Origin of the sequence: Corallococcus caeni, assembly GCF_036245865.1 — a bacterium.
Classification (GTDB): Bacteria; Myxococcota; Myxococcia; order Myxococcales; family Myxococcaceae; genus Corallococcus; species Corallococcus caeni.
In genome coordinates this window covers 347,372-370,911 of sequence record NZ_BTTW01000004.1, presented here as the reverse complement: position 1 = coordinate 370,911, position 23,540 = coordinate 347,372, and the positions used below count along the sequence as shown (strand labels likewise).

At 71.8% G+C, this 23,540-nt stretch carries 17 protein-coding genes and 1 tRNA gene; 10 read left to right on the top strand and 8 right to left on the bottom strand.

Annotation, left to right across the window (positions count from 1 at the left end):
• Positions 1-162: 162 nt before the first annotated feature.
• Positions 163-2,514 (bottom strand): tetratricopeptide repeat protein, encoded by a 2,352-nt coding sequence (locus AABA78_RS19720; RefSeq protein WP_338264659.1) that lies wholly within the window; start codon positions 2,512-2,514, stop codon positions 163-165.
• 205 nt (positions 2,515-2,719) lie between these two features.
• Here AABA78_RS19720 and AABA78_RS19715 point away from each other — a divergent pair.
• The 4 genes from AABA78_RS19715 to AABA78_RS19700 all read left to right on the top strand — a co-directional run bounded on the left by AABA78_RS19715 (position 2,720) and on the right by AABA78_RS19700 (position 8,260).
• A tRNA-Ala gene (locus AABA78_RS19715) sits at positions 2,720-2,795 on the top strand.
• 96 nt (positions 2,796-2,891) lie between these two features.
• The gene (locus AABA78_RS19710; RefSeq protein WP_171419729.1) at positions 2,892-3,506 is read left to right on the top strand and encodes a DUF2760 domain-containing protein; all 615 of its coding nucleotides are present in this window, start codon (positions 2,892-2,894) and stop codon (positions 3,504-3,506) included.
• Between the two features lie 88 nt (positions 3,507-3,594).
• Complete coding sequence (locus AABA78_RS19705; RefSeq protein WP_338264658.1) at positions 3,595-5,457, top strand: Hsp70 family protein; 1,863 nt, start codon at positions 3,595-3,597, stop codon at positions 5,455-5,457.
• A 25-nt stretch (positions 5,458-5,482) separates the two neighbouring features.
• Entirely contained in the window at positions 5,483-8,260 is a 2,778-nt protein-coding gene (locus AABA78_RS19700; protein ID WP_338264656.1) for an Hsp70 family protein, read from the top strand.
• A gap of 98 nt (positions 8,261-8,358) precedes the next feature.
• Here the strand turns inward: AABA78_RS19700 and AABA78_RS19695 are convergent, their stop codons facing one another.
• From AABA78_RS19695 to AABA78_RS19685, 3 genes are all read right to left on the bottom strand, one after another.
• On the bottom strand, positions 8,359-8,787 hold the full coding sequence (locus AABA78_RS19695; RefSeq protein ID WP_338264655.1) for a hypothetical protein: 429 nt from the start codon (positions 8,785-8,787) through the stop codon (positions 8,359-8,361).
• Between the two features lie 233 nt (positions 8,788-9,020).
• On the bottom strand, positions 9,021-10,814 hold the full coding sequence (locus tag AABA78_RS19690) for a bifunctional metallophosphatase/5'-nucleotidase (RefSeq protein ID WP_338264654.1): 1,794 nt from the start codon (positions 10,812-10,814) through the stop codon (positions 9,021-9,023).
• Positions 10,815-10,865: 51 nt separating this feature from the next.
• Positions 10,866-12,137, bottom strand: coding sequence for a myxosortase-dependent phytase-like phosphatase (locus tag AABA78_RS19685; RefSeq protein WP_338264650.1), 1,272 nt, complete (start codon positions 12,135-12,137; stop codon positions 10,866-10,868).
• A gap of 139 nt (positions 12,138-12,276) precedes the next feature.
• On the opposite strand from AABA78_RS19685, the gene gmd reads away from it, so the two are divergent.
• The gene (gmd, locus tag AABA78_RS19680; protein ID WP_171419741.1) at positions 12,277-13,248 is read left to right on the top strand and encodes a GDP-mannose 4,6-dehydratase; all 972 of its coding nucleotides are present in this window, start codon (positions 12,277-12,279) and stop codon (positions 13,246-13,248) included.
• Position 13,249: 1 nt separating this feature from the next.
• Positions 13,250-14,176 (top strand): GDP-mannose 4,6-dehydratase, encoded by a 927-nt coding sequence (locus tag AABA78_RS19675; RefSeq protein ID WP_338264647.1) that lies wholly within the window; start codon positions 13,250-13,252, stop codon positions 14,174-14,176.
• A 19-nt stretch (positions 14,177-14,195) separates the two neighbouring features.
• Here AABA78_RS19675 and AABA78_RS19670 read toward each other — a convergent pair whose 3' ends face one another.
• Positions 14,196-14,930 (bottom strand): hypothetical protein, encoded by a 735-nt coding sequence (locus AABA78_RS19670; RefSeq protein WP_253895676.1) that lies wholly within the window; start codon positions 14,928-14,930, stop codon positions 14,196-14,198.
• A gap of 93 nt (positions 14,931-15,023) precedes the next feature.
• Here AABA78_RS19670 and ybiA point away from each other — a divergent pair, with 93 nt between their 5' ends.
• A complete protein-coding gene (gene ybiA / locus AABA78_RS19665) occupies positions 15,024-15,536 on the top strand; it encodes a riboflavin biosynthesis intermediates N-glycosidase (RefSeq protein WP_338264644.1) in 513 nt (170 codons plus the stop codon).
• Here ybiA and AABA78_RS19660 read toward each other — a convergent pair.
• Both AABA78_RS19660 and AABA78_RS19655 read right to left on the bottom strand, forming a co-directional pair.
• Positions 15,526-16,083 (bottom strand): hypothetical protein, encoded by a 558-nt coding sequence (locus AABA78_RS19660; RefSeq protein ID WP_338264643.1) that lies wholly within the window; start codon positions 16,081-16,083, stop codon positions 15,526-15,528. The genes ybiA and AABA78_RS19660 overlap by 11 nt on opposite strands.
• Positions 16,084-16,143: 60 nt before the next feature.
• Positions 16,144-17,253 (bottom strand): glycosyltransferase family 4 protein, encoded by a 1,110-nt coding sequence (locus AABA78_RS19655; RefSeq protein ID WP_338264641.1) that lies wholly within the window; start codon positions 17,251-17,253, stop codon positions 16,144-16,146.
• 29 nt (positions 17,254-17,282) lie between these two features.
• On the opposite strand from AABA78_RS19655, the gene AABA78_RS19650 reads away from it, so the two are divergent.
• From AABA78_RS19650 to AABA78_RS19640, 3 genes are all read left to right on the top strand, one after another.
• Positions 17,283-19,520 carry a glycosyltransferase family 4 protein gene (locus AABA78_RS19650; RefSeq protein WP_338264639.1) on the top strand — a complete coding sequence of 746 codons (2,238 nt, stop codon included), beginning with the start codon at positions 17,283-17,285 and terminating at the stop codon, positions 19,518-19,520.
• Positions 19,517-20,602 carry a hypothetical protein gene (locus AABA78_RS19645; protein WP_338264637.1) on the top strand — a complete coding sequence of 362 codons (1,086 nt, stop codon included), beginning with the start codon at positions 19,517-19,519 and terminating at the stop codon, positions 20,600-20,602. Before AABA78_RS19650 ends, AABA78_RS19645 begins: the two co-directional genes overlap by 4 nt.
• A 209-nt stretch (positions 20,603-20,811) precedes the next feature.
• Positions 20,812-21,621: a hypothetical protein gene (locus AABA78_RS19640; protein WP_338264636.1), complete on the top strand. Its 810-nt coding sequence runs from the start codon at positions 20,812-20,814 to the stop codon at positions 21,619-21,621.
• A gap of 3 nt (positions 21,622-21,624) precedes the next feature.
• On the opposite strand, the gene AABA78_RS19635 is transcribed toward AABA78_RS19640, so the two are convergent.
• On the bottom strand, positions 21,625-23,523 hold the full coding sequence (locus AABA78_RS19635; protein ID WP_338264634.1) for a hypothetical protein: 1,899 nt from the start codon (positions 23,521-23,523) through the stop codon (positions 21,625-21,627).
• Positions 23,524-23,540: the final 17 nt, after the last annotated feature.

Below are 23,540 nucleotides of genomic sequence, written 5' to 3'. Positions count from 1 at the left end.
GGGGGTGTGGGGTGGACCCTCCCATACCGTCACCCGGCAGGGGTGGCAAGGCTCCGGCATCCCGCCACATCAGCCTGCCTTGTCGTCCCCCTTCAAAAACGAAGCGCCGCGAATGCCCGGAAGGGGCACCGCGGCGCTTGAGGGGACAGCGGGAGGCGGGGGTCAGTTCCCCGCGAGCCGCTGCGCGTCGGCGAGGAACTCGCCCTTGGGCTCGCGCCGCACGTACTCCTGGGCCAGCGTCTTGACCTTGCCCGACTGCTTGGCGTCCTTGGAGAGCAGCGACGCGTAGAAGTAGTACACCGGCGAGTAGTTCTCGTCGGCCTGCAGCGCGCGCTGGTAGGTCTCGTCCGCCTTCGCCGTGTCGCCCTTGCCCTGGTAGACGCGGCCCAGCTCCGTGAGCGCGTTGGCGACGCGGTCCGGCTGTCCGAAGAACTCCTGGCTGGCCTTCTCCAGCTGCTCCTTCGCCTTGTCCCACTCCGAGCGCTCCCGGTAGATGGCGCCCATGGCGAGCCGGGCCTCCGGGTTCTTCGCCTTGGGGTCCTTCACCGCGCGCTGGTACTGCGTGAGCGCGTCATCCAGCTTGTTCTGGCGGCGGTAGGCGTTGCCCAGCATCACCACCAGCTTGGGGCTCTCGCCCATCGTCTTGAGCGCGGTGACCAGGGCCTCGGAGGCCTCCTTCTCACCGCCCGGCTTGCCCATGAGGGCCTTGGCCAGCTCGACGTGGAACTGCGCGCGGCTGCCGTCCACGCGGATGGCCTTGCGGATCTCCTCCGCGGCCGCGTCGAAGTTGCCCTCCGCCAGCAGGCGGCGGCCCTTGATGAGGTTCAGCTCCGGGTTCTGCTTGTCCAGCGCGAAGCCGGTCTCCTCCGCCTTCGTGACCTCCTGCTTCGCCTTCGCCGGATCCGCCGGCACGCCCGTCGCTTCCGTCATCTTCTGCTGCATGTCCGGCTTGAGCGTGGGCATGGCCAGCGCCACGCGGGCGATGAGCAGCGAGCGCGCGAGCTGCGCGGCGGCGAGCTGGCGCGGGCTGGGCGGCGGCTCCGCCTCCAGCAGCTTCTTGATGTCCCGGCTGGCCACCGCGTAGTTCGGCTCGTCCTGCTCCAGCATGAGGAGCGAGCGGCCCAGCAGCGACTCCGGGTGGTCCTTCTCGTAGCGCAGGGCGAAGTCGTAGTTCTTCCAGGCGGTGTTGTCCTGGCCCAGCCGGCGGTACACCGCGCCCAGGCCCGCGTAGACGCGCGGATCATCCGGCGCCAGCGCCTGCGCGCGCTCCAGGCTGTCACGCGCGCGCTCCAGGTCACCCGCGTTCATCTGGATGAGGCCCAGCGTGAGGTACAGCAGCGAGGACGCCTTGTTCTGGTCGTTGAGCTCCTTGACCTGCGTCTCCAGCGAGGCCAGCGCGCCCTTGCCGTCGCCGCTGTACGTCTTGATCAGCGCCTGCGCGGCGATGAGGTGGCTGGACAGCTCCTTGCCCTTCTGGGCCGCGGCCAGGTGCTCCTCGGCCTGCCGGCGCGCGTCGTCGCCGCCGCCGTGCTCACCCCAGCGGATGGCGTACGCGTACGCGAGGTAGCCGTGGGCCGCGGTGGAGTCCGGGTCCACCTCCAGCGCCAGGTCCGCCGCCTCGCACGCCTTCTTGTAGCTGGCGAACGAGTCGTGCTTGAGCTGCTCGGTGGCGACGTCCAGGTTCTTCTTGAGCTCGCGCCCGCGCTTCTTGGCCTGCGCCGAGTAGAAGCCGTATCCGCCCGCGAACAGCGGGATGAGGATGAGCAGGACCAGCGACAGCATCTTGCTGCCCTTGCCCTTGGACCCACCCTGGCGGCGCGGCGACGGCTCGTCGTCGTCGTCCTCCACCTCTTCCACCACCACCTGCGGGCGGCGCTGGACGGGGCGCGGGGCGGAGTCGTCGGAGGTCCGCGCCGTGCGGGCCGCCTGCTGCGACGGGGCGTTGATGCGGCCCACCGGCGTGGCGGCCGGCTGCGTGGCGGCGGGCGGGGCCGTCACGGGGACGGTCGCCGCGGCGGGCGCCTCCGCGGCGGCCGGGGGCGGCGCGGCCACGGGCGCGAGCACCGGGACGGGCGCCGCGGGGCGGGGGATCTCCACCTTGTACTGCTGGAGGAGCGTGACGGTCTCCGGATCGCCGGGGTCCGCCTGGTAGGCCTTGAGGAGGTTGCCGCGGCCGACCTCGGCCTCGCCCCCCTTGATCTGCAGCACGCCCGCCATGCGCAGGGCGGCCTTGTCCTCCGGCTGGACCTGGAGCGCGCCCATCACCTCTTCGAGCGCCTTCTTGTCCTTGTTCTGCGCGGCGTAGACACGCGCCAGCAGGAGGCGGGGATCGGCCGCGGTCGGGTGCGCCTTGACGCCCTTCTTGCAGACGACCATCGCCTCCATGAAGCGGCCCAGGTCGAGGTACGCCTCCGCCAGGGGCTTGTAGGCATCCGACGACGGGTCGGAAGCGAACGAATGCTCAAGCTTCGCGAGCTCGGTGGGGCTCAACGTCTTCGATGGGGAGGTGGACATGAACCAGAAGGGGGCCCGGTAATTGGCCGGGAAGGATGCGGTACCGGAAGGCGGTTTTTATGGCATCCACAGTGCGGCACGTCAATCGCAGGGTTGGTGCCGGAAACGAGCTGCTTGACAGCAGGGTGGGGCTCCGGTACTAGCCCACTCACTTCGCGGGACCCAACGCCCGCGAGGCGCAGCAGGCAGCCTGTAGTCCCCATGTGGGGGTGTAGCTCAGTTGGGAGAGCGTCGCGTTCGCAATGCGAAGGTCGTCGGTTCGATCCCGTCCACCTCCACCATGAAGAACCGAAGGGCCTCACGGGAAACCGTGAGGCCCTTTGCATTTCAGGCCATTGGCGAATTGCAAAGGCTTCCGGCTTTGTTATCCGGGGCCGATGACCGACCCGTCCGCCTCCCTGTCGTTCTTCGCCCGCTTCTGGCTCGCCTGGCTGTGCTTCTGGCGCTGCCTCGTGTCCCGCGAATTCGCGCAGGCCGTGCTGCCGACCAGCCGCGCCTATGACGCTGGCCAGCTCAAGGAGCTTCCCTCCGGGGACACGGCGGCCCCACCGCCCGTGAAGACGCCGGCCGTCCAGGCCCCCGTGGCGCCCCCGCCCCTGGCGCCCGAGCGCGAGCACGCCAGCGCCCTGTCGCTGTTGGCCATGCTCCAGCGCGAGGGCCGCTTCCTGGACTTCGTGCAGGAGAACGTCGCGGCCTTCCCGGACGCGGACGTGGGCGCGGCGGCCCGCATCGTCCACGAGGGCTGCCGCAAGGTGGTGCACCAGTACCTGACGCTCCAGCCGGTGCTGCCGCAGGGCGAGGGCGACAAGGTGACGGTGCCGCCAGGCTTCGACGCGCAGCGCATCCGGCTGACCGGCAACGTCGCCGGCCAGCCTCCCTATGGCGGCACCCTGCGGCACCACGGCTGGGTGACCACGGAGGTGAAGTTCCCGTCCGTCAGCCCCGCCATGGAGCCGCGCGTGCTGGCCCCGGCGGAGGTCGAACTGGCCTGACGCCCGCCCGGGCAGCAGGCGGCGCGTCCTTCGAAGTCCCCTTCCCTTCAAGGAACCACAAGGCCCCCCAAAGGGGTTCCTGACCGATATGGCCCGATACGCAATCGGCATCGACCTGGGCACCACGCACTCCGCGGTGTCCTACTTCAACCTCGAAGACGGCAAGCCGCGCGGCCCCTCGCAGTCCATGCTGCCCGTGCCCCAGGTGACGGCGCCCGGCACCGTGGAGGCGCGCCCGCTGCTGCCCTCCTTCCTCTACCTGCCCAGCGCGCAGGAGTTCCCGGAGGGCAGCCTGGCGCTGCCGTGGAGTCAGGAGCCGGGCGTCATCGTGGGTGACTTCGCCCGCGCGCACGGGGCCAAGGTGCCCACGCGGCTGGTGTCGTCCGCGAAGAGCTGGCTGTCGCACCCGGGCGTGGACCGGAGGTCCGCGCTCCTGCCCTGGCAGGCGCCGCCGGAGGTGCAGCGCGTGTCGCCGCTGGATGCGTCCGCGCGCTACCTGCGCCACCTGAAGGAGGCGTGGGACCACACCTTCGCGCGCGCGCAGGAGGAGTCCGGCAACGCGCTGTCCCAGCAGGAGGTCATCGTCACCGTCCCGGCGTCCTTCGACGCGGCGGCGCGCGACCTGACGCTGGAGGCCGCGAAGGCGGCGGGCATCGAGCACATCACCCTCTTGGAGGAGCCGCAGGCCGCGCTGTACGCGTGGCTGGAGGCGATGGGGGAGAACTTCCGCAAGCAGGTGCAGCCCGGGGAGGTGATTCTCGTGGTGGACGTGGGCGGCGGCACGTCCGACTTCTCCGTCATCACCGTGAAGGACCGCGAGGGCGACCTGGAGCTTCTGCGCGTGGCGGTGGGCGACCACATCCTGCTGGGCGGCGACAACATGGACCTCGCCCTGGCGCACACGCTCAACCAGCGGATGGCGGCGGACGGCCGCAAGCTGGACGCGTGGCAGTTCAACGGCCTCACCTACGGGTGCCGTCAGGCGAAGGAGACGCTGTACGCGGACGCGTCCCTGGACCGGGTGCCCATCGCCATTCCGGGCCGGGGCTCGTCGCTCATCGGCGGCACGCTGCGCACGGAGCTGACGCGCGAGGAACTGGACCGCGTCCTCACGGACGGCTTCTTCCCGGTGACGCAGGTGGCGGACCTGCCGCGCACCGCCCGGCGCACGGGCCTGGCGCAGATGGCGCTGCCGTACGCGCAGGACCCGGCGGTGACCAAGCACCTGGCGGCGTTCCTCACCCGGCAGGCGCAGGCGCTGGCGGCCAGCGCGGACTCGCCGGTGGACGTGACGGGCAAGGGCTTCCTGCACCCCACGGCGGTGCTCTTCAACGGCGGCGTCTTCAAGGCCGGGCCGCTGAAGGGCCGCGTGATGGAGGTCCTCAACCAGTGGCTCGCGGCGGAAGGGGCGCCCCCGGCGAAGGAGCTGGAGGGGGCGGACCTGGACCTCGCGGTGGCGCGGGGCGCGGCGTACTACGGCTGGGTGCGCCAGGGGCACGGACTGCGCATCCGCGGCGGCACGGCGCGCGCCTACTACGTGGGCGTGGAGACGGCGATGCCGGCGGTGCCGGGCATGGAGCCGCCGGTGAAGGCGCTGTGCGTCGCGCCCTTCGGCATGGAGGAAGGGACGCAGGCGGACGTGCCGCCGCAGGAGTTCGGGCTCGTCACCGGCGAGCCCACGAGCTTCCGCTTCTTCGCGTCGTCCGTGCGGCGTGACGACCGGGTGGGCGAGATGGTGGAGGACGTGGAGTCGGAGCTGGCGGCGGGGGGGCTGGAGGAGGTGGCGCCCATCGAGACGACGCTGCCCGGACAGGCCACGCCCTTCGGCGACCTGACGCCGGTGAACCTCCAGGCGGCGGTGACGGAGGTGGGCACGCTGGAGCTGCGGTGCCTGGAGAAGAACGGCTCCGGACGCTGGAAGCTGGAGCTCAACGTGCGCATGAAGGAGTAGAAGGGGCCCCGCACACCGGAGGCGTATGCGAATCGTCGGCATCGACCTGGGCACCACCCATTGCGCGGTGGCATCCGTGGATCCAGGCAGGGGCGCGGGGGCACCCGTCGAGGACTTCCCCCTGCCCCAGCTCGTCCGCCAGGGCGAGGTGGCGCCGCGTCCGCTCCTGCCGTCCACCGTCTACGTCCCCGCCGGCCACGAGCTGGCCCCGGAGGTCCTGCGCCTGCCCTGGGGCGACGACGGCGGCCCGTATGTCGTGGGCGAGCTGGCCCGCTGGCAGGGCGCGCGCGTGCCCGGCCGGCTCGTGTCGTCCGCGAAGAGCTGGCTGTGCCACCCGGGCGTGGACCGCTCCGCGCCCATCCTCCCGTGGGGCGCGCCCGCGGACGTCCAGAAGCTGTCCCCGGTGGACGCGTCCGCGCTGCTCCTCACGCACATGGCCCGTGCGTGGGATTACGCCCACCCGGACGAGCCGCTGTCGAAGCAGGAGGTGGTCATCACCGTCCCCGCTTCGTTCGATGAAGCGGCGCGCGCCCTCACGGTGAGCGCGGCGCGCAAGGCGGGGCTGGAGAAGTTCACGCTGCTGGAGGAGCCGCAGGCGGCCTTCTACGACTACACCGCGCGCCACCGCTCCGACCTGGAGCAGACGCTGTCCCAGGTGCGGCTGGTGCTGGTGGTGGACGTGGGCGGCGGCACCACGGACTTCACGCTGGTGCACGCGGGCGTGTCGCCCGAAGGCCCCATGCTGCGGCGCCTGGCGGTGGGTGACCACCTGATGCTGGGTGGCGACAACATGGACGCGGCGCTCGCGCGGCGCATGGAGGAGAAGCTCACCCAGAACGGGCGGCGCCTGTCCGCGACGCAGTGGACGCAGGCCATCCAGGCCGCGCGCACCGCGAAGGAGGAGCTGCTGGGGCACGCACCGCCGGAGAAGTACGGCATGTCGCTCATCGGCGAGGGCAGCCGGCTCCTGGGCGGCACGCTGTCCACGGAGCTGGGCCGCGACGAGGCGCACGCGCTGGTGCTGGACGGCTTCTTCCCCCTGTCCCCTCCCGGGGACCGGCCCCGGCGCTCGGCGCGCATGGCGCTCCAGGAGCTGGGCCTGCCGTACGTGCAGGACCCCGCCGTCACCCGGCACCTGGCGGCCTTCCTCGCGCAGCACGCGGCGGCGGGCTTCGCTGCGCTGGGCGAGACGCCGTCGCACGAAGGCGCCCTGCCCCGCCCGGACGCCATCCTGCTCAACGGCGGCGTCTTCAACTCGCCGCAGATTTCCGCGCGGCTGGTGGACGCGCTGTCCGCGTGGTGGCCGCAGGCGCCGCGCATCCCGCTCCTGAAGCACGAGTCGCTGGAGCTCGCGGTGGCCCGCGGCGCGGCGTACTACGGGCTGGTGCGGCGCGGGCACGGCCTGCGCATCGGCGGCGGCGCGGCGCGCGCGTACTACGTGGGCCTGCAGCGCGGCCCGGACAGCACGGAGCAGCCCACGCTGTGCCTGATTCCTCGCGGCTTCGAGGAGGGCCAGAAGGTGGACCTGGGCGAGCGCCCCTTCACGCTCACCCTGGGCCGGCCGGTGCAGTTCACGCTCTTCTCCACGACGAGCGACCGCATCGACAAGCCGGGGGACCTGGTGCCGCTGGCGGAGGACCTGAAGCCGCTGCCGCCCATCCACACGCTGCTCAAGGGCGCGTCGGGCAAGGTCAGTGAGGTGCCGGTGCACCTGCAGGCGGCGCTCACGGAGATTGGCACGCTGGAGCTGTTCTGCGTGTCGGACGTCGCGGACGAGCGCTGGCGCCTGGAGTTCGAGCTGCGCGGCACCGGCGGCTCGCACGAGCTGACCGTCACCGAGTCCATGCCCGCGCGCTTCGCCGAGGCGAAGGACAACGTGGAGCGCGTCTACGGCAACAAGCCGCTGCCCCTGGGCCCCAAGGACGTGAAGCAGCTGTCGCGCACGCTGGAGAAGGTGCTGGGCCCGCGCGACACGTGGCGCGTGCCGGTGCTGCGCGAGCTGTGGAGCACGCTCTACGCGGGCGCGAGCAAGCGCCGCCGCTCCGACGACCACGAGCGCGTCTTCTACAGCCTCACCGGCTTCTGCCTGCGCCCCGGCTTCGGCTACCCGCTGGACGGCTGGCGCGCGGAGCAGACCTTCAGCCTCTTCGACGCGCTGGTGCAGCACCACCAGGACAAGGCCGTGTGGACGGAGTTCTGGGTGATGTGGCGCCGCATCGCGGGCGGCCTCACGGAAGGACAGCAGCAGAAGCTCTACGGCTACCTCCAGCCGCACCTGTCCCGGCGCGTGCCCCCGGAGGCCCCCACGGGCCCCAAGCTCAAGGGCATCCAGCCGGAGGGGCTGGACGAGATGGTCCGCACCGTCGCCTCGCTGGAGCACCTGGCGCCGGGCGACAAGGCGGAGGTGGGCCGGTGGATCGCCGCGCGCTTGAAGGCCGAGTCCCGCTCCGGTGGCCCGTGGGCCTGGGCCCTGGGCCGGCTGGGCGCGCGCGTGCCGCTGTACGGCAGCAGCCACAAGGTCGTGGACGTGGAGACGGCGGAGGCGTGGCTGGAGCTGCTCTTGTCGCTGGACCTGCGCAAGGTGGACGGCGCGCCCTTCGCCGCCGCCCAGCTCGCGCGCCTCACCGGCGACCGCACGCGCGATCTGGACACCGCGCTGCGCGAGCGCACGGCCCAGGCGCTGGTGGCCGCGAAGGCCGCCGACACCTGGGTGCGGATGGTGCGTGAGGTCGTCGCCCTGGAGGCGGCGGACGAAGCCCGGGCGCTCGGCGACACGCTGCCGGCGGGCCTGCGGCTGTTCTGAGCAGGAGGCGGGCCGCCCGGCGTGCACCGGGCGGATCCATCCCGTGCGGGGCGCGAACCGTGCGCGCCCCAGCAGGGCGGATCATCCCGGGCCGTGGATCAGACCTGGGCGGGGGCCGTCACGTCGACCGCCACCGGGGCGTCGACGAGCGTCGGCGCCACGGGAGCGGCGTCGAGCGGCACGGCGGCGACGACCTGGAGCACGGGTTCCGCGGCGACGGCGGGCACGCTGACGGTCACGGTGACGGTCTGCGACTCATCCTTCTTCGGCTTCTTCGTGCCCGCGCCCGAGCGGCAACCCCGGCACCACGGCTGGTTGCGGATGGCGCCGTCCGCCATCTTCCGCAGCCCGAACTGCGCCAGGGGCTTGAGCGTCTTGCACTTCAGACACATCAGCGAGATCAGCACCTCGTGGCCGTCGGCGTCGTAGACGGAGGACTTGCGCCGCTTGCGCGGCTGGCCCGGCTCCCGCGCCTCTTTCTTCTCGGGCGCAACGGGGACCATCATCGGGGTCACTTTGTAGAGCATCTCTTCTGTCCCTCCCACGCACGGGCTCCAACTTGCTCGCGCTGGCTGGAGGGCCGCGCCTGCAAGGGATCTCGCGTGCCCTAGAGTAGGGAGGTTTCCCTCCGTTGGAAACTGATCCCAGGCCGAAAATTCGGCCCAGGACGCCTTCCGCTGATCTTCCGCTGGGTTGCGCCGCGATCCAGCCCCAGCGGATCAGCACGGAGAGAAAATTTCCAACGGCGGTCGCCCCTTTTTCAGGGCTTCGCGTCCGCGCAGGGCCCCGCCGTCTTCGCCTGATGCACGCGCCCGAGCGCCGGGGGCTTCAGCGCGTTGCCGTGGGCGCGGCCGTACACGGTCAGCACCTCGCGCAGGTCCTGGCCCTGCAACAGGTTGATACGTTCCCGTGGCAGCGTGGACGTCAGCGGCCCCACCCCGTCGCCGCCTCGCAGGAGGAAGTCCGGCACCGCGACCCGGTAGGTCCCCTTCGCCTTCAGCGGCTTGCCTCCCGGCAGCGTCACGCCCTGGAAGCGCTCCGGCCCGGGGCACGCGCCCAGCGTCACCTCCAGCCCGGACACCGCGAAGACGCCCTTGCGGCCGCCGTAGGCCAGCGACAGGAAGCGGCGCAGCTCGTCCGCGCTCAGGTCCAGCACCGCGAGCGTGTTGTCGAAGGGGAGGACTTCGTAGAGCTTCCCGAAGGTGAGCGGCCCCTGCGGCAGGTCCGCCCGGATGCCGCCCGCGTTCATCACCGCCGCGTCGGAGCGGGCCGTCTCCCGCATGGCGTCCGCGATGAGGTTGCCCAGCGCGCTCTCGCCCTCGTACACCTGGGGCATGCGGGCCTGGATCTCCACGCCCACCGGGCGGCGCTGCTCCTCCTCCACGCGCGCCTCCGCGGGGGCCACCAGCGCCTGCACGCTCGCGTCCGGCGTCACCGGCTGGCCCAGGAACGTGGCCGGCACCAGCCGCACGTCCTTCGCGTCCTTGAGCTTCAGCGCGTCGCAGGTCTTCAGCGTGGCGTCCACGGCGCCGCACACCGGGATGGCGGCCTGGATGCGCGTGCGCTCGGGCAGCACGCGGTGGCTCACTGGATCCACGAAGAGGTCCACCACGCCGAACGAGCGCGCCAGGCCCGTCGTCTCGATGACGGGCACGTCGCCGAAGAAGTGCCCCATGGGCTGGTGCGTGTGGCCCGCCACCACCGCGTCCACCGCGCCCTTCGGCAGCGCCTCCAGCACCGCGTAGATTTCCCCGTCGTCGCGCACGCACCCGGACGTGTCGCGCGGGTTCGCCAGGTCCGTGCACTTGCCGCCCGCGTGCGCGATGGCGACCACCACCTCCGCGCCCTGCTCGCGCAGCGACTTCGCGGCCTGCGTCGCGGCGTCGGCCAGGGACTCGAACTTCAGGCTGGCGACGTTCACGGGGTTGGTTGTCTGCGGCGTGGACAGCGTGGTCAGGCCCAGCAGGCCCACCTTCACGCCCTTCACCGTGACGACCGTGGTGCCGTCATTGCCCAGCCACGCCGGGTGGCGGCCGTCCCGCTCGCGCACGTTGGCGGACAGGAAGGGGAACCTCGCCTGCCCCACGCGGGCCTTGAGCGCGCCCAGCGGATCCTCGTCCGGGCGCCGGGCCACGGGCTCCGGGCCCACCGGCCCGTAGTCGAACTCGTGGTTGCCGATGGCGACGGCCGCGTAGCCCAGGTGGTTGTACACGTCGACGACGATGGCGCCTTCCACCAGGTTGGACGCCAGCGTCCCCTGGAACAGGTCCCCGCCGTCCACCAGCAGCACGCCGCCCGGGTTGTCCTCGCGCAGCCGCGCCACGTAGGACGCGAAGAGCGCCGCGCCCCCCTCCTCCACCTTCTGCCCGTCCGGCAGCGTGGCGCGGTGGGGCATCACCCAGCCGTGGAAGTCGTTGGTGCCCACCAGCGTGAGCCGCACGGGCTCGGCGGCGGGAGGCGCGGGGGGCGTGGCGGCGGGAGCGGGCGTCGGGCCGCCCTTGCAGGCGGAGGCGAGCACCGCGAGCGCCAGGGCGGTGGAGCGGAAGGAGCGCATGGGGCGCGCACTTCATCCCGCCCCCCTGTCGCTTTCAACCCGCTTCGCGTCTCAGCTCCGGCGCCGGCGGCCCAGCAACGCCATCGCCAGCAGGCCCAGCGTCGCGACGGCCGGCACCGACGCGCTGGTGCAGCCGCAGCCGCTGTCGTCATCGCCGCCGCCACCACCGCCAATCGGGTTGCCCTCTCCCGGATTGATGATGACGCCGCCACCGCCATCCGTGCCGGTGCCGCCGTCTCCCCCCGTCCCGGCGTCCGCCTGCGGCTGCGCCGCGATGATCAACGGCGGCGAGAACGCCCGGGCCACGTTGCCCCAGGAGGTGAGCTTCAGGTTGTCGCCCAGCGTGCTGCTGCTCATGCCGTCGTGCGCGACGAAGAGCCCTTCCGGAAAGGCCGTGCCCAGCGCGCCGGAGAACGCCACCAGCCCGCGCGACTGCTCCACCGCGTCCGTGCCGCCGTCCTGCACCAGCTGGAACGCCCCCACCCGGCCCAGCGTGCGCCGGTCGAAGACAACGAAGGTGTTCGCGTTCGGGTCGGACGCCACGAGGTAGCCGTCCACGCCGGAGGCCTCGTACAGCGCGATGCGCCCCACGGACGTCAGGCCGCCGTCTCCCAGGCCCACCACCTGCGTGCCCGTCGTCCCGGCGTCCGCGTCCGCGCCGTAGCGGTAGAGCCCCTGCCCCTGCTGCGCCACGTAGAGGGCGCGGTAGGCCGGGTCCACCACCATCCCCAGCGCGGTGCCGGCCGGGATGTCCCGAAGGGGGGTCGCCGTGACGCCGCCGTCGGTGGGCGTCAGCGCGAACTGCCGGATGCCGCCCGCCGCCAGGCCCCCGAAGGCCTGGAGGCTCCCATCCGCCCCGCGGACCAGCCGGACCGTCCCGTAGCTGACGCCCACGTCCAGCGGGGCCGCCGTGGGCGACAGGCGGGTGAGCCCGCCGCCATCCGCCGCGGAATCCATCACGTAGGGCACCAGCCCCGTCAGCGTGGGGTTGGCGCTGAGCACCAGCGCCGCGGACCTGCCGCCCGCGAGCGGGAAGCCGCCCAGCACGTCCACGCTCGCGGACGTGCCCTCGGTGACGGCCTGCACCTCGCCGCCGTCCAGGGCGTAGGTGAACAGGCCGTTGTTCTGGTCCGCCGTGATGAGTCGGCTGGCGGCCGGGTTGGCGGGGTCCACCCACAGGGCCACGTCGTTCACCGTGCCGCCTCCGGAGCGGGCTCCGGGCTGGGTCTGCACGGTGTAGGGCACTGGCACGGGTGCCGTCTGAGCCCCCGCCGCCGTGCTCACGAGCACGGCCGTCAACGCGGGGAGGGAGAGGTTGCGCATGGGCGGCTCCTGGGCAGGTCGCTCCCTACCTAGGCACGGGCCCGTCCCCGTTCAAGTTCCCTGAAACCCTGGGACTGTTGGCAGACGGCGAAAGCCTCGGGTACAACGAACAGCGTCTTCCAGCGAACAGACAAGGGCCATGGCCAAGCGCGCACTCATTACGGGCATCACGGGGCAGGACGGCAGCTACCTTGCGGAGCTGCTGCTCAAGAAGGGCTACGAGGTGCACGGCATGGTGCGCCGCTCCTCCGAGGAGAAGTTCGAGCGCATCGCTCACCTCCAGGGGAAGGTGCAGCTGCACCAGGGCGACCTGCTGGATCAGTTCTCGCTGGCGGCCCTGCTGAACCTCACCCAGCCGGACGAGGTCTACAACCTGGCGGCGCAGTCCTTCGTGCCCACCAGCTGGAACCAGCCGGTGCTCACCGGTGAGTTCACCGCGCTGGGCGTGACGAAGATGCTGGAGGCCATCCGCCACACCCGCCCGCAGGTGCGCTTCTACCAGGCGTCCTCCAGCGAGATGTTCGGCAAGGTGCTGGAGGTGCCGCAGTCGGAGGACACGCCCTTCTACCCGCGCAGCCCGTACGGCGTGGCGAAGGCGTACGGCCACCACATCACCGTGAACTACCGCGAGTCCTTCAAGCTCTTCGCGGTGAGCGGCATCCTCTTCAACCACGAGTCGCCCCGCCGCGGCCTGGAGTTCGTCACGCGCAAGGTCACGTACAACGTGGCGCGCATCAAGATGGGCCTCCAGGACACGCTGCCCATGGGCAACCTGGACGCCAAGCGCGACTGGGGCTTCGCGGGCGACTACGTGGACGCCATGTGGCGCATGCTCCAGCAGGACACGCCGGAGGACTTCGTCGTCGCCACCAACGAGACGCACACCGTGCGGGAGCTGGTGGAGATCGCCTTCGCGCGCGTGGGCCTGGACTACCAGAAGCACGTGAAGATCGACCCCGCGTTCGTGCGCCCCGCGGAGGTGGACCTGCTCATCGGCAAGTACGACAAGGCCAAGGAGAAGCTCGGCTGGGAGCCCACGGTGCGCTTCAAGCAGCTCGTGGAGATGATGGTCGACGCCGACCTGGAACGCGTGAAGGCAGGACAGCGGTAAGATGCGCGTCCTCGTCACGGGAGCGGATGGATTCGTCGGCCGGCATGCCTGCGCAGCCCTTCGGGCGGCCGGCGACGAGGTGGTGGAGGTGCACGGGCCCCGCGGCGAGGGCATCAGCAGCACCGCCCTGCACTTCGACATCGCCGACGAGGCGAAGGTCAAGGCGGCGGTCTCCGAGGTGAAGCCGGAAGCGGTGCTGCACCTGGCCGGCTTCAGCTCGGTGGCCAAGAGCCACCAGAACCCCGCGCGCGTCTTCGCGGTGAACACCATGGGCGTGGTGCACCTGCTCACCGCGCTGCGCGAGAGCGCCCCCAAGGCGCGCGTGCTGCTGGTGAGCTCCGGTGAGGTGTACGGCCCCGTCGCGGAGGGCACCCGCGCGACGGAAGGGCACCCGCACGTGCCGCTCAGCCCCTATGCCGCGTCGAAGTCCGCGGGGGAGCTGGCCGGCGAGCAGTTCTTCCGCAGCTACGGCATGGAGGTCATCCTCGCCCGGCCCTTCAACCACCTGGGCGCGGGGCAGGACCCCACCTTCGTGGTGCCGTCGTTCGCGGCGCAGCTCCGCGCCATCGCGCTGGGCACGGTGGACCCCATCCTGCGCACGGGCAACCTGGACGCCATCCGGGACTTCTCCCACGTGAGGGACGTGGTGGACGCGTACCGGCTGCTGCTGCTCAAGGGCGAGGCGGGGCAGGCCTACAACGTGGGCAGCGGCGAGGGCCGCACCATCCGCAACGTGCTGGAGGAGATGATCAACCTCTCCGGCGTGCAGGCGCGCATCGAGCTGGACCCCGCGCGGCTGCGCCCCTCCGACATCCCCAGCCTCGTGGCGGACACGACGAAGCTGCGCGCGCTGGGCTGGGCCCCGAAGCTCACCGTCGCGGACGCGCTGCGCGACGTGCTGGGCCCCCGGGTGGGCTCGCAGCACTGAAGCGGCGGCTGGCCGCGCCTCACGCGGGGCGCGCCAGCGACTGCCACGCCTCCAGGCGCCGGTCCAACGCGGTGAGGGCCCACAGGTCCGCCGCGTTGCCCGGCTTCACGGCGGCCAGGTCCCGCTGGCAGTACTCGCGGGCCTTCACCTCCCCCCACTCCGACAGGATGCGCAGGGCCATCAGCGACGGCTTGCGCGCGACCAACCGCAGGAGCACGTCCGTCACGCGCGGGCTGCGCTCCGCGTCCGCCAGCCGCTGAACGGCCTCGTGACGGGCCTCCGGCGTGGAGTCCTCCGCCTCCAGGGGCGCGGCCAGCTCCTCGAAGCGCGCCTCGTCCAGCAGGGCCGCGGGCCGCCGGCTCTCCCAGTGCTCCACCGTCACGGTGGTGCGCCCCCGGGCCACGCACTCGCGGCGGATGCCGTCGTTCTTGAGCACGGCCAGCACCCGCTCCGGCGCGGGCGTGCCGCCCTCCACCGTGCGCAGCGCGCGCTGGGACAGCATGGGGGACTGCCCCAAGAGGTGCGTGCGCAGCACCGTGGCCTCCACCGTCTTCTCGTCGCCGGGCGGCACGCGGTCCCACTTGAGGAACACCTCCGCCAGGCCGCGCTCGCGCACGTACCAGCGGTACTCCAGCCACACCGCGCCACCGCGCTCCGCGAAGCGCGGGTCGGACGGCTCGTGCAGGCGGGGCGCGCCCTCCCGCGTGCCGGAAAAACAACGGTCCAACAGCTTCTGGGCGTCTTGAAGTCGCATGGGGAGCGGGCGGCCATTGTAGAGGCCTGCGTCAGGTTCCTCCATCGCCGCACGTTCGTGTCATAACTACACCAAGACTTCTGGAGGCCTGCGATGCCCACGTCTTCGTCGCCGCGGTTCACGTTCTTCTGGAAGGAGGACTCCTTCTTCTCGCAGTGGCACCCGTCCGTGTTCGAGGTGGGCGGCGTGCGCTACACCTGCGCGGAGCAGTACATGATGGCGGGCAAGGCGCGCCTGTTCGGCGACACGCGCGTGCTGGAACAGGTGCTGCGCGCCGCCGCGCCCAAGCAGCACAAGGCGCTGGGCCGCAAGGTGAGCCCGTTCGACCCGGCCCTCTGGGAGCGCGAGCGCGAGCGCATCGTCTACGAGGGCAACCACGCGAAGTTCACGCAGCACCGGCACCTCCTGGAGGCGCTGCTCGCCACCCGGGGCACGGTGCTGGTGGAGGCCAGCCCCCTGGACCGCATCTGGGGCGTGGGGCTGAACGCGGAGGACCCGCGCATCCAGGACCCGGCCACGTGGCGGGGGCTGAACCTGCTGGGCAAGGTGCTGACGCGCCTGCGCGAGGACCTCCTCGCGCAGGGGCAGGCACCGGTCAGAACTTGAAGCGGGCGGACTGCTCCGGCACGCCGTTGAAGTCCAGGTGGAGCGTGGCGTGGTCGCCGTTGCCCTTCTCGCTCCACTCCTGCTGCAGCGTGGACAGGTCGAACGCCAGGTCCTTGTAGACCAGGGCCTTGCAGCGGTCGTTGTTCGCGTCGTGCAGCAGGGTCAGCTCCGCGCGCGGCTCGCCCTCCGCCGTCTTCGTGAAGCGCCCGTCCCACGCCAGGCCGTAGCGGTGCTCCTTGCAGCCGCCGCCGTGGCGGACGTGGAGCGTCAGCACGGTGCCCTTCACGCTCATCGATTCAATGGCGAGCGGGTCGCGGGGCGCGGGCGTCTCCGTGACCTCCAGCGGCATGACGATGGCCGGCTCCTGGTTCTCCGCCTCCGCCGCGGGCGACTGCGCCTGCTTCTCCGGAGGCGTCACGGGGGTGGGCGGCGCCTCCTGCTCCGCGGTGGGGGCGGGCTGCTGGGCCTCGTCCTTGCGCGCCGCGTTCGACCCCGCGCACCCGAGCAGCATTCCGCAGACGATTCCACTCCACACGAGCAGTCGCATGTTCCTCCAGGGGGCCCTTGGCGGGCCGGTTGGCGTGACGCCCCTTCCACCGGAAAATGCCTACCGGTGGCGCAGCGCCGCATCGTAAGCGGCCCGCGTCCCTTCCGCGGTGCGGGCCCAGGTGAACTTCGCGGCCTGACGCTGGCCCGCCTCCGACAGCGCGCGGCGCTCCTCCGGCGAACGCAACAGTCGGTCAATAACTGCCGCCAGCCCTTCCGCGTCGTCCGGATCCACCGCGGGCGCGGCGCTCCCGCACACCTCCGGCAGCGAGCCCGCCGTGGACACCACCGTGGGCGTGCCCAGGCGCATGGCCTCCAGGGGCGGCAGGCCGAAGCCCTCGTAGCGCGAGGGGAAGACGAACAGCGCCGCGCGGCGCATCAGCGCGTAGAAGATGGCCGGGGTCTGGTAGCCCAGCGCCCGCACGTCCAGCCCCTCCGAGCGCAGCCGCGCGATGCGCGTCTCCACCGTCCCGGAGCCGAACCAGCTCTGCCCCGCGAGCACGAGCGAGAAGGGCCGGCCGCGCGCGTGCAGCCGCTCCTGCGCGTCCAGCACCAGGTCCACGTTCTTGCGCACGTCGAGCGAGCCCGCGTACAGCACGTAGTCCTTCGGCAGGTTGAGCGCGTGGAGGAAGTCCTCGTCTGCCGCGTCCAGCGTGGGCGCGTTCACGTGGTCCACGCCGTTGGGCACGACGACCGTGCGCGGCTCCACCTGGGGGAAGCGGCGCACCAGGTCCTGGCGCGTGCACTCGCTGATGCACACCAGCCGGTCCGCGAGCATCAGGCTGCGCGCGAGCCACAGCCGGAACTGCCACCGGAACGGCGTGGACACCGTGTGCGGCAGGTCCAACGGCACCAGGTCGTGCACGGTGAGCACGTACGCGGTGCCCGGCGTGCGCCGCAGCGGCAGGTTGAAGTTGCTGAGCGCGTGGTAGACGGGCGGCGGTGAGGCCTTGAGCAGCTTGGGCAGCGTGGCCAGCGTCCACGGCGTCCGCTTCTGGACGCCTCGCGGGTGCTCACCGGACCTGCGCGCGCCCATCCGGTCCAGGTGGACGCCCTGGGCCTGGAGCGCTTCCGCGAGGCAGCGGGTGTAGAGGCCGATGCCGGTGGTGGGTTCGTCCCACAGGGTGGCGTCGAAGGCGATGGGTCCGGGGGTCGACACGGGCCGCCTCATACCATGCCGTGTGCTACATACGGCCCCCCATGGCGGTCCATCAGTTGATCCCAAGCTTCGGCCCCGGCGACGCCTCCGGTCAGGCCGCGCTGCACCTGCAACTCCTGCTGCGCCGCATGGGGCACGCAGGCGACATCTACGCGGAGGAGGTCGCCGGAGGGCTGCAGGGCCTGGCCCGCCACGTCTTCACGCTGAAGCCGAAGCCGGATGACCTGGTGCTGTACCACCACGGCATCGCGTCGCCCTTGAGCGGACGGCTGATGCACCTGGACTGCAAGCGGGGCGTGGTGTTCCACAACATCAGCCCCGCGCGCTTCTACCGGGACACGCCGCTGGAGCACGCGCTGGTGGCGGGCCGCGCACAGATCGCCGCGATGGCGCCCTTCCTGGACGTGTCCATCGGGGACTCGGACTTCAACGGCGCGGAGCTGCGCGTCGCCGGCCACCGCAACGTGCACACCGTGCAGCTCTTCATCGAGAAGGAGCGCTTCGCCGCGTCCGTGGCGGATGGGAAGAAGCTCGCGGAGCTGTCCGGGCCCGGCCCCACCCTTGTGTCGGTGAGCCGGGTGATGCCGCACAAGCGCTTCGAGGACCTGCTCGCGCTGCACCGCGAATTGCTGCGCATCCGTCCCCAGGCGCGCCTGCTGATTGTCGGCGGCTACGAGCCAGGCAGCCGCTACTTCAAGCTGCTTCAGCGCGAGATGAAGGACCTGAGCGGGGTGCACTTCCTGGGGCGCCTGTCGCATCCGGAGCTGGTGGCGGTGTACCGCTCCGCGTCCGTGTTCGTCTCCATGAGCGAGCACGAGGGCTTCAGCGTCCCCATCATCGAGGCCATGGCCTCCGAAGTGCCCGTGCTCGCGTACGCCGCGGCGGCCGTGCCGGAGACGCTGGGCGGGGCGGGCATCGCGTTCGACCAGAAGCGCTACGCGTTCCTCGCGGAGCTGGCGGTGGACCTGAGCGAGGACCGCGACCTGCGCAAGGCGGTGCTCGAAGGCCAGGCGCGAAGGCTCCAGCACTTCTCCCCCGCCGCCGCGCAGGTGTCGCTGACGCGTGCGCTGGAGGGCGTGGTGGCGCCGCCGCCCCGTCCGCGCAGGGCCCCGGCGAAGCGGCCGCGCGTGGCGCTGGTGGTGCAGCGCTACGGCGAGGTGACGGGCGGCGCGGAGAGCCACGCCGCGCAGGTGGCGGAGCACCTGGCCCCGCACTGGGACGTCACGGTGGTGACGACCTGCGCGAAGAACCACCTGACGTGGGAGAACGCCTTCCCGCCCGGCGAGGACCGGGTGGGCCGCGCGAAGGTGCTGCGCTTCCCGGTGACGCGCACGCGCAACATCCACGCGTTCAACGGCCTGTCTCGGCAGGTGTTCGGCCACGGCAACGAGCGGCTGCGCGAGGAGCAGTGGGTGGCCGAGCAGGGCCCGCTGAGCCCCGGACTGATTGACCATCTGGCCACCACGCAGGACGCGTACGACGGCTACCTGTTCTTCACGTACCTCTACGCGCCCACGGCGTGGGGCCTGCCGCTGGTGGCGGACCGCGCGATGCTGGTGCCCACCGCGCACGACGAGCCGCCCATCCGCTTCGGCGTCTACGCGGACGTGTTCAACCGGCCCCGGGTGTTGATGTGCAACACGCCGGAGGAGGTCGACATGCTCGGGCGCTTCCACCCGGACCATGCGCGGGCGCGCGTGGTGGGCGTGGGCGTGGAGGCGCTGCCGGCGGTGCCCGACCGCTTCCGGGCGAAGTACGGCGTGCACGGCCGCTACCTGCTCTACGTGGGCCGCCTGGAGCCGGGCAAGGGCGTACCGGACCTGCTGACGTTCCACCGCAAGCTGCGGGCGAAGTACCAGGACGCGCCGGAGCTGGTGCTCGCGGGCGAAGCGAACATGGACGTGAGCGGCGAGGGCGTGCGTCACGTGGGGCGCATCTCCGAACAGGACAAGCACGACGCGCTGGCGGGAGCGCTGGCGGTGGTGGTGCCGTCGAAGTTCGAGAGCCTGTCGCTCCTGACGCTGGAGGCGTTCGCGCAGGGGACGCCGGTGCTGGTGAACGGGCACTCGGACGTGCTGGTGGGACAGGTGGAGCGCAGTGGCGCGGGCCGGGTGTACCGGGGGCTGGCGTCGTTCATCGAAGGGCTGCGCGAGGTGGGTGAGTCCCGGGACGTGATGGGCCAGCGGGCCCGCATCTACGCGCAGCGGCACACGTGGCCCCAGGTGGTCACGGCGTACCGGGAAGAGATGGCGCGCATCGTGGAGGAGACACACCGATGAAGCTGCTCGGACGGGACATTCCCACGGGGGCCCTGGTGGCCCGCATCGAGGAGCGGCTGCGCGTGCGCGGGCTGCCCACGTCGGAGCCGGCGGAGGTGCCGGAGGACGGCGTGGAGCCGCGCGTGGATCCGCTGACGTTCAACATGCACGCGCTGGAGGAGAACGCGGACACCACGCGCGCCCTGCCGCTGCACACGCACCGCGCCGGCATGGGCCAGGCGGTGCTGGTGGCCAAGTGGGCCTTCCGCAGGACGTGCCAGGTGTTGATCAACGAGACCCTGGGCCGCCAGCGCGTGTTCAACGGGCTGGTGCGAGACTCCTACGCCCAGCTCTCCGCGGAGGTCCTCCGGCTGCGCCGCGAGGTGGACACGCTGAGGGCGCAGGCCGCGAAGGCACAGCCGCCAGCAGAAGCCCCCAGGCCGCCGAAGCCGCTCCCGCCCGCCGCCTACGGCCGGCCCGCGCCCCGTGCGCCGGCTGACGAGGAAGCGGAAGGCCCACCGCCCAGGACGAGGCCGCTACCGGCCATCGAGTACGGCCGTCCGCCGAAGCCTCCGCATGGCGAGCAAGGCCGTCCGCCGAAGCCGTCACACCCGGAGCAAGGCCGTCCGCCGAAGCCGCCGCGTGACGAGCAGGGCCGTCCGCCGAAGCCGTCACACCCGGAGCACGGCCGTCCGCCAAAGCCTGCTCCTGGAGCGCAGGGCCATCCGCCCAAGCCCCCGCGTAACGAGCAGGGCCGTCCGCCCAAGCCTCCGTCGGCAGTTGCCGCCGAGCGGCCCGCGAACCCGCGGCTTGAGGAGCAGCGTCGTCCGCCGAAGCCGCCATCCGCCTCCGGGCAACAGCGTCCCGTGGAGCCTGCGTCCACGGAACAGGTCCGTCCGCCGTTGCCTCCACGCATCGACCTCAGCGGGTCATCCCGACCGGCGCAGACGGACGAGCGCCGTCGTCCGGCGAAGCCCTCCCGCCCCAAGAATGCACGGCCCGCGAAGCCCTCTCGCGAGCAGACGCCTCGGCCGGAGGGCACGCCTCGTCCCCCTGCGTCACGTGGCTCTCGCCCGAAGCGCGGCGGACCCAAGAAGCCCTGAGCCCGCGGACAGGACACCTCCCGGCGGCGGCGCACCGCGAACTGGTCCGACAGTCGGACCAGTTGGGCGGACCGGCGCCGGCAGAGCCCTCCGCGGCTGTTCCGACAAGCAGACCGGTGGGCGCCGTGTCGGACAGGTGGTGTACAGCGTGGTCGTCCGGGGCCTAGCGTCGCGGTCGGTGCGGTCGCGTACCGCAAGGGGGAACCGCCATGCGTCCATCCATCGTCGTCCTGGGCCTGCTGGCCCTCACCGGGGCCTTCCGCGCTGAAGCCGGGGACAAGCCCGCCGCGCTCATCTGGAAGGGCTCCAAGGACAAGGCCGAAGCGGAGGCGCAGCAGGCCACCTGGCCCGAGCTCGAGAAGCTGCTCGAGAAGACCGGCCTCACCCTTCCCGAAGGCCACCCCAGGCTCGTCGCGAGCAAGACCGTCCCGGGCCTCAAGCCCGGCTTCTGGGTCTGGCTCCTGGGCACCTGCGCGGCTGACGAAGCGGCCCCTGTCCTCGAGCACCTCAAGCTGCTCGCGCCGGGGACGTACTCCCGCGAGGTGAAGCTCCCCGCGAAGAAGCTCGCCTGTCCCAAGGGGCCGGACTCCCCACTGGAGGCCCGGGACGAGGTCCTCAAGATCTCCTCGGACGCGACCCTGCGCGTGTTCACCCAGGAGGAGTCGGAGTCCCCCGACGAGGAGGGACGCGGCAACACCGTCTCCCGGACCCGCTTCCACTTCGTCCTCTTCGGCAAGGACGGCGAGGTCCTCGACACGGCGGACACCGAGGGCGACGAGGACGTCCGCGGAAACGACCCGGGCTCCGGCCCCACCGCCTACCGCTGCACGAACACGCGACTCGAAGCGAAGAAGGGCACCGGCAAGGTGGTCCTCACCCGCAGCTGCGGCGCCAGCGCCTTCGCCGAGTGTGGCGCCATGCTGTCCGCGGACGAGAGCGTCACCGTGACCGTGAGCGACGGCGCCGTGTCCGCGAGCGACGTCCAGCGCGAGAACATCGAGTACGCCGAATGCGAATGACCGCTACCCCTCGGGGAAGCGGTACACGGTGACGTAGCCGTCCTGGTGCACCATCTCTCCTCCCAGCTCGTCCGTGATGAACTGGTGGCGGATGGGGTGGAAGAAGTGCGTCACGTACCACTTGAAGTGGTGCTCCTTCAGGAAGCGCCGCATCTCCTCGCGCTCCTCCGGGGTGACGGTGCCGAACGCGCTGCGCATCCCTTCCGCCGCGCGGATCAACCGCGAGTCCACCAGCGCCGACTCCCGCACCGGCAACCGCGACAGCCGGGCGTAGGACACCGGCTTGCCGTGGAACATCTGCTCCCACTGCCCCTGCACGTTGTCCGTCAGCACCGCCGCGGGCATGGGCGCGTCGCGGATCTCGTCGAACACCGGCGGCAGCCGGGGCACCTGGGGCACCAGCATCTGGAGGCCCCGGTACTCCACGTTCGGCACCAGCGCCACCGCGAGCGCCACCGCCACGCCCAGCCGCGCGTCACGCCGGGACGCCCACGTCCCCGCGTGCGCCGCCGCGAACGCCACCAGCACCGACAGCGACAGGAACGTGAGCAGCACGAAGCGCACCGGCATGCCCCCGCGCGAGAACAGCGGCACCACGTGCTTGAACACCACGTAGGGCATGGGAATCTGCACCTTGAGCGGCACGCCGAACGCCGTCAGCGGCTCCGACAGCGACAGCCACACCGCCAGCGCCAGGAGCAGCAACACGTCCCGCCGCCACACCCGCTCCCGCCACGCGGGCACCAGCGCCACCGCGAGCGCGATGGCGAAGAGCAGCACCACCGGGGACACCCGGTCCTCCAGGCCGATGTTGAGCACCGTGCCCATGGACAGAACCGCGAAGCCCAGCCCCAGCCCCAGCCACCGGCGCCCCTCCGGCACGCCCCGCCACAGCGCGAAGATGGCCAAGAGCGGCGTCAGCCAGCCCAGGAAGTTGCCGGTCTCCTCCGCGTTGGTCGCCATCTTCATGCGCAGGATGTTCAGGGAGAACTCACGCGCGCTCGCCGGCAGCTCCGTCATCCACGCCGAGCGCGTGTCCGGGACGAAGAACGAATACAGGTCCGAGAAGTAGTCCGAGTCGCCGTGGTGGATCTGCAGCGGCGCGGGGAACGCATGCAGCAGCAGTGGCACGATGGGCGGCACGCACGCGAGCCCCGCCGCCACGCCCGCCACCACCGCCCGGCGCACGAGCGGATCCCTCCACGTGTCCACGGAGAGCAGCGGCCCCCGCCTCCACCGCTCCGCCACCACCCACAAGAGCGAGAAGAGCGCGATGTAGACGAGGTAGTAGTAGTCACACAGCAACACGTACAACGCGCACAGCGCCAGCCCCACCAGCCACTTGCGCTTGCCCTCGTCCAGCCAGCGGAAGAAGCACAGCAGGTAGAGCGGCAGCCCCTCCAGCGCGCTGAGGTTCAGGTGCGCCGTCGCGTGGGCCAGGTGGTAGCGCGAGAAGTTGAACACGCACGCGCCCGCCAGCGCCGCCGCCGCCGCGATCCAGGGACCGTGGCCCGCGCGCTCCAGCAGGTAGCGCAGCAGCAGCCACGACGTGTAGCCCGTCAGCACGAACGAGCCGAACAGCACCACGTTGTACGCCGTCTCCACCGGCATGAACGGCAGCAGCACCACGCCCCACAGCGTCTTCGCGGGCGCCAGCGTGTGCCAGTACAGCTCCGCACCGAGCGGCCAGTGGAGGAACGGCGCGAAGAAGGGGTTCTGCGGCTGCACCCAGAGGGCCTGCCGCATCCACCACAGGTGCCACATGTTCATGTAGACGTCTTCGCGGCCGCCCATCACGTGCCCCTTCATCTGGGACACGAGCGGCCAGGTGTGGAACGCCGACAGCGCGAAGAACGTGAGCAGCACCAGCGGGTGCAGCACCCGCCGCATCAAGGGGGACATAGGCGCGGGGGACACCT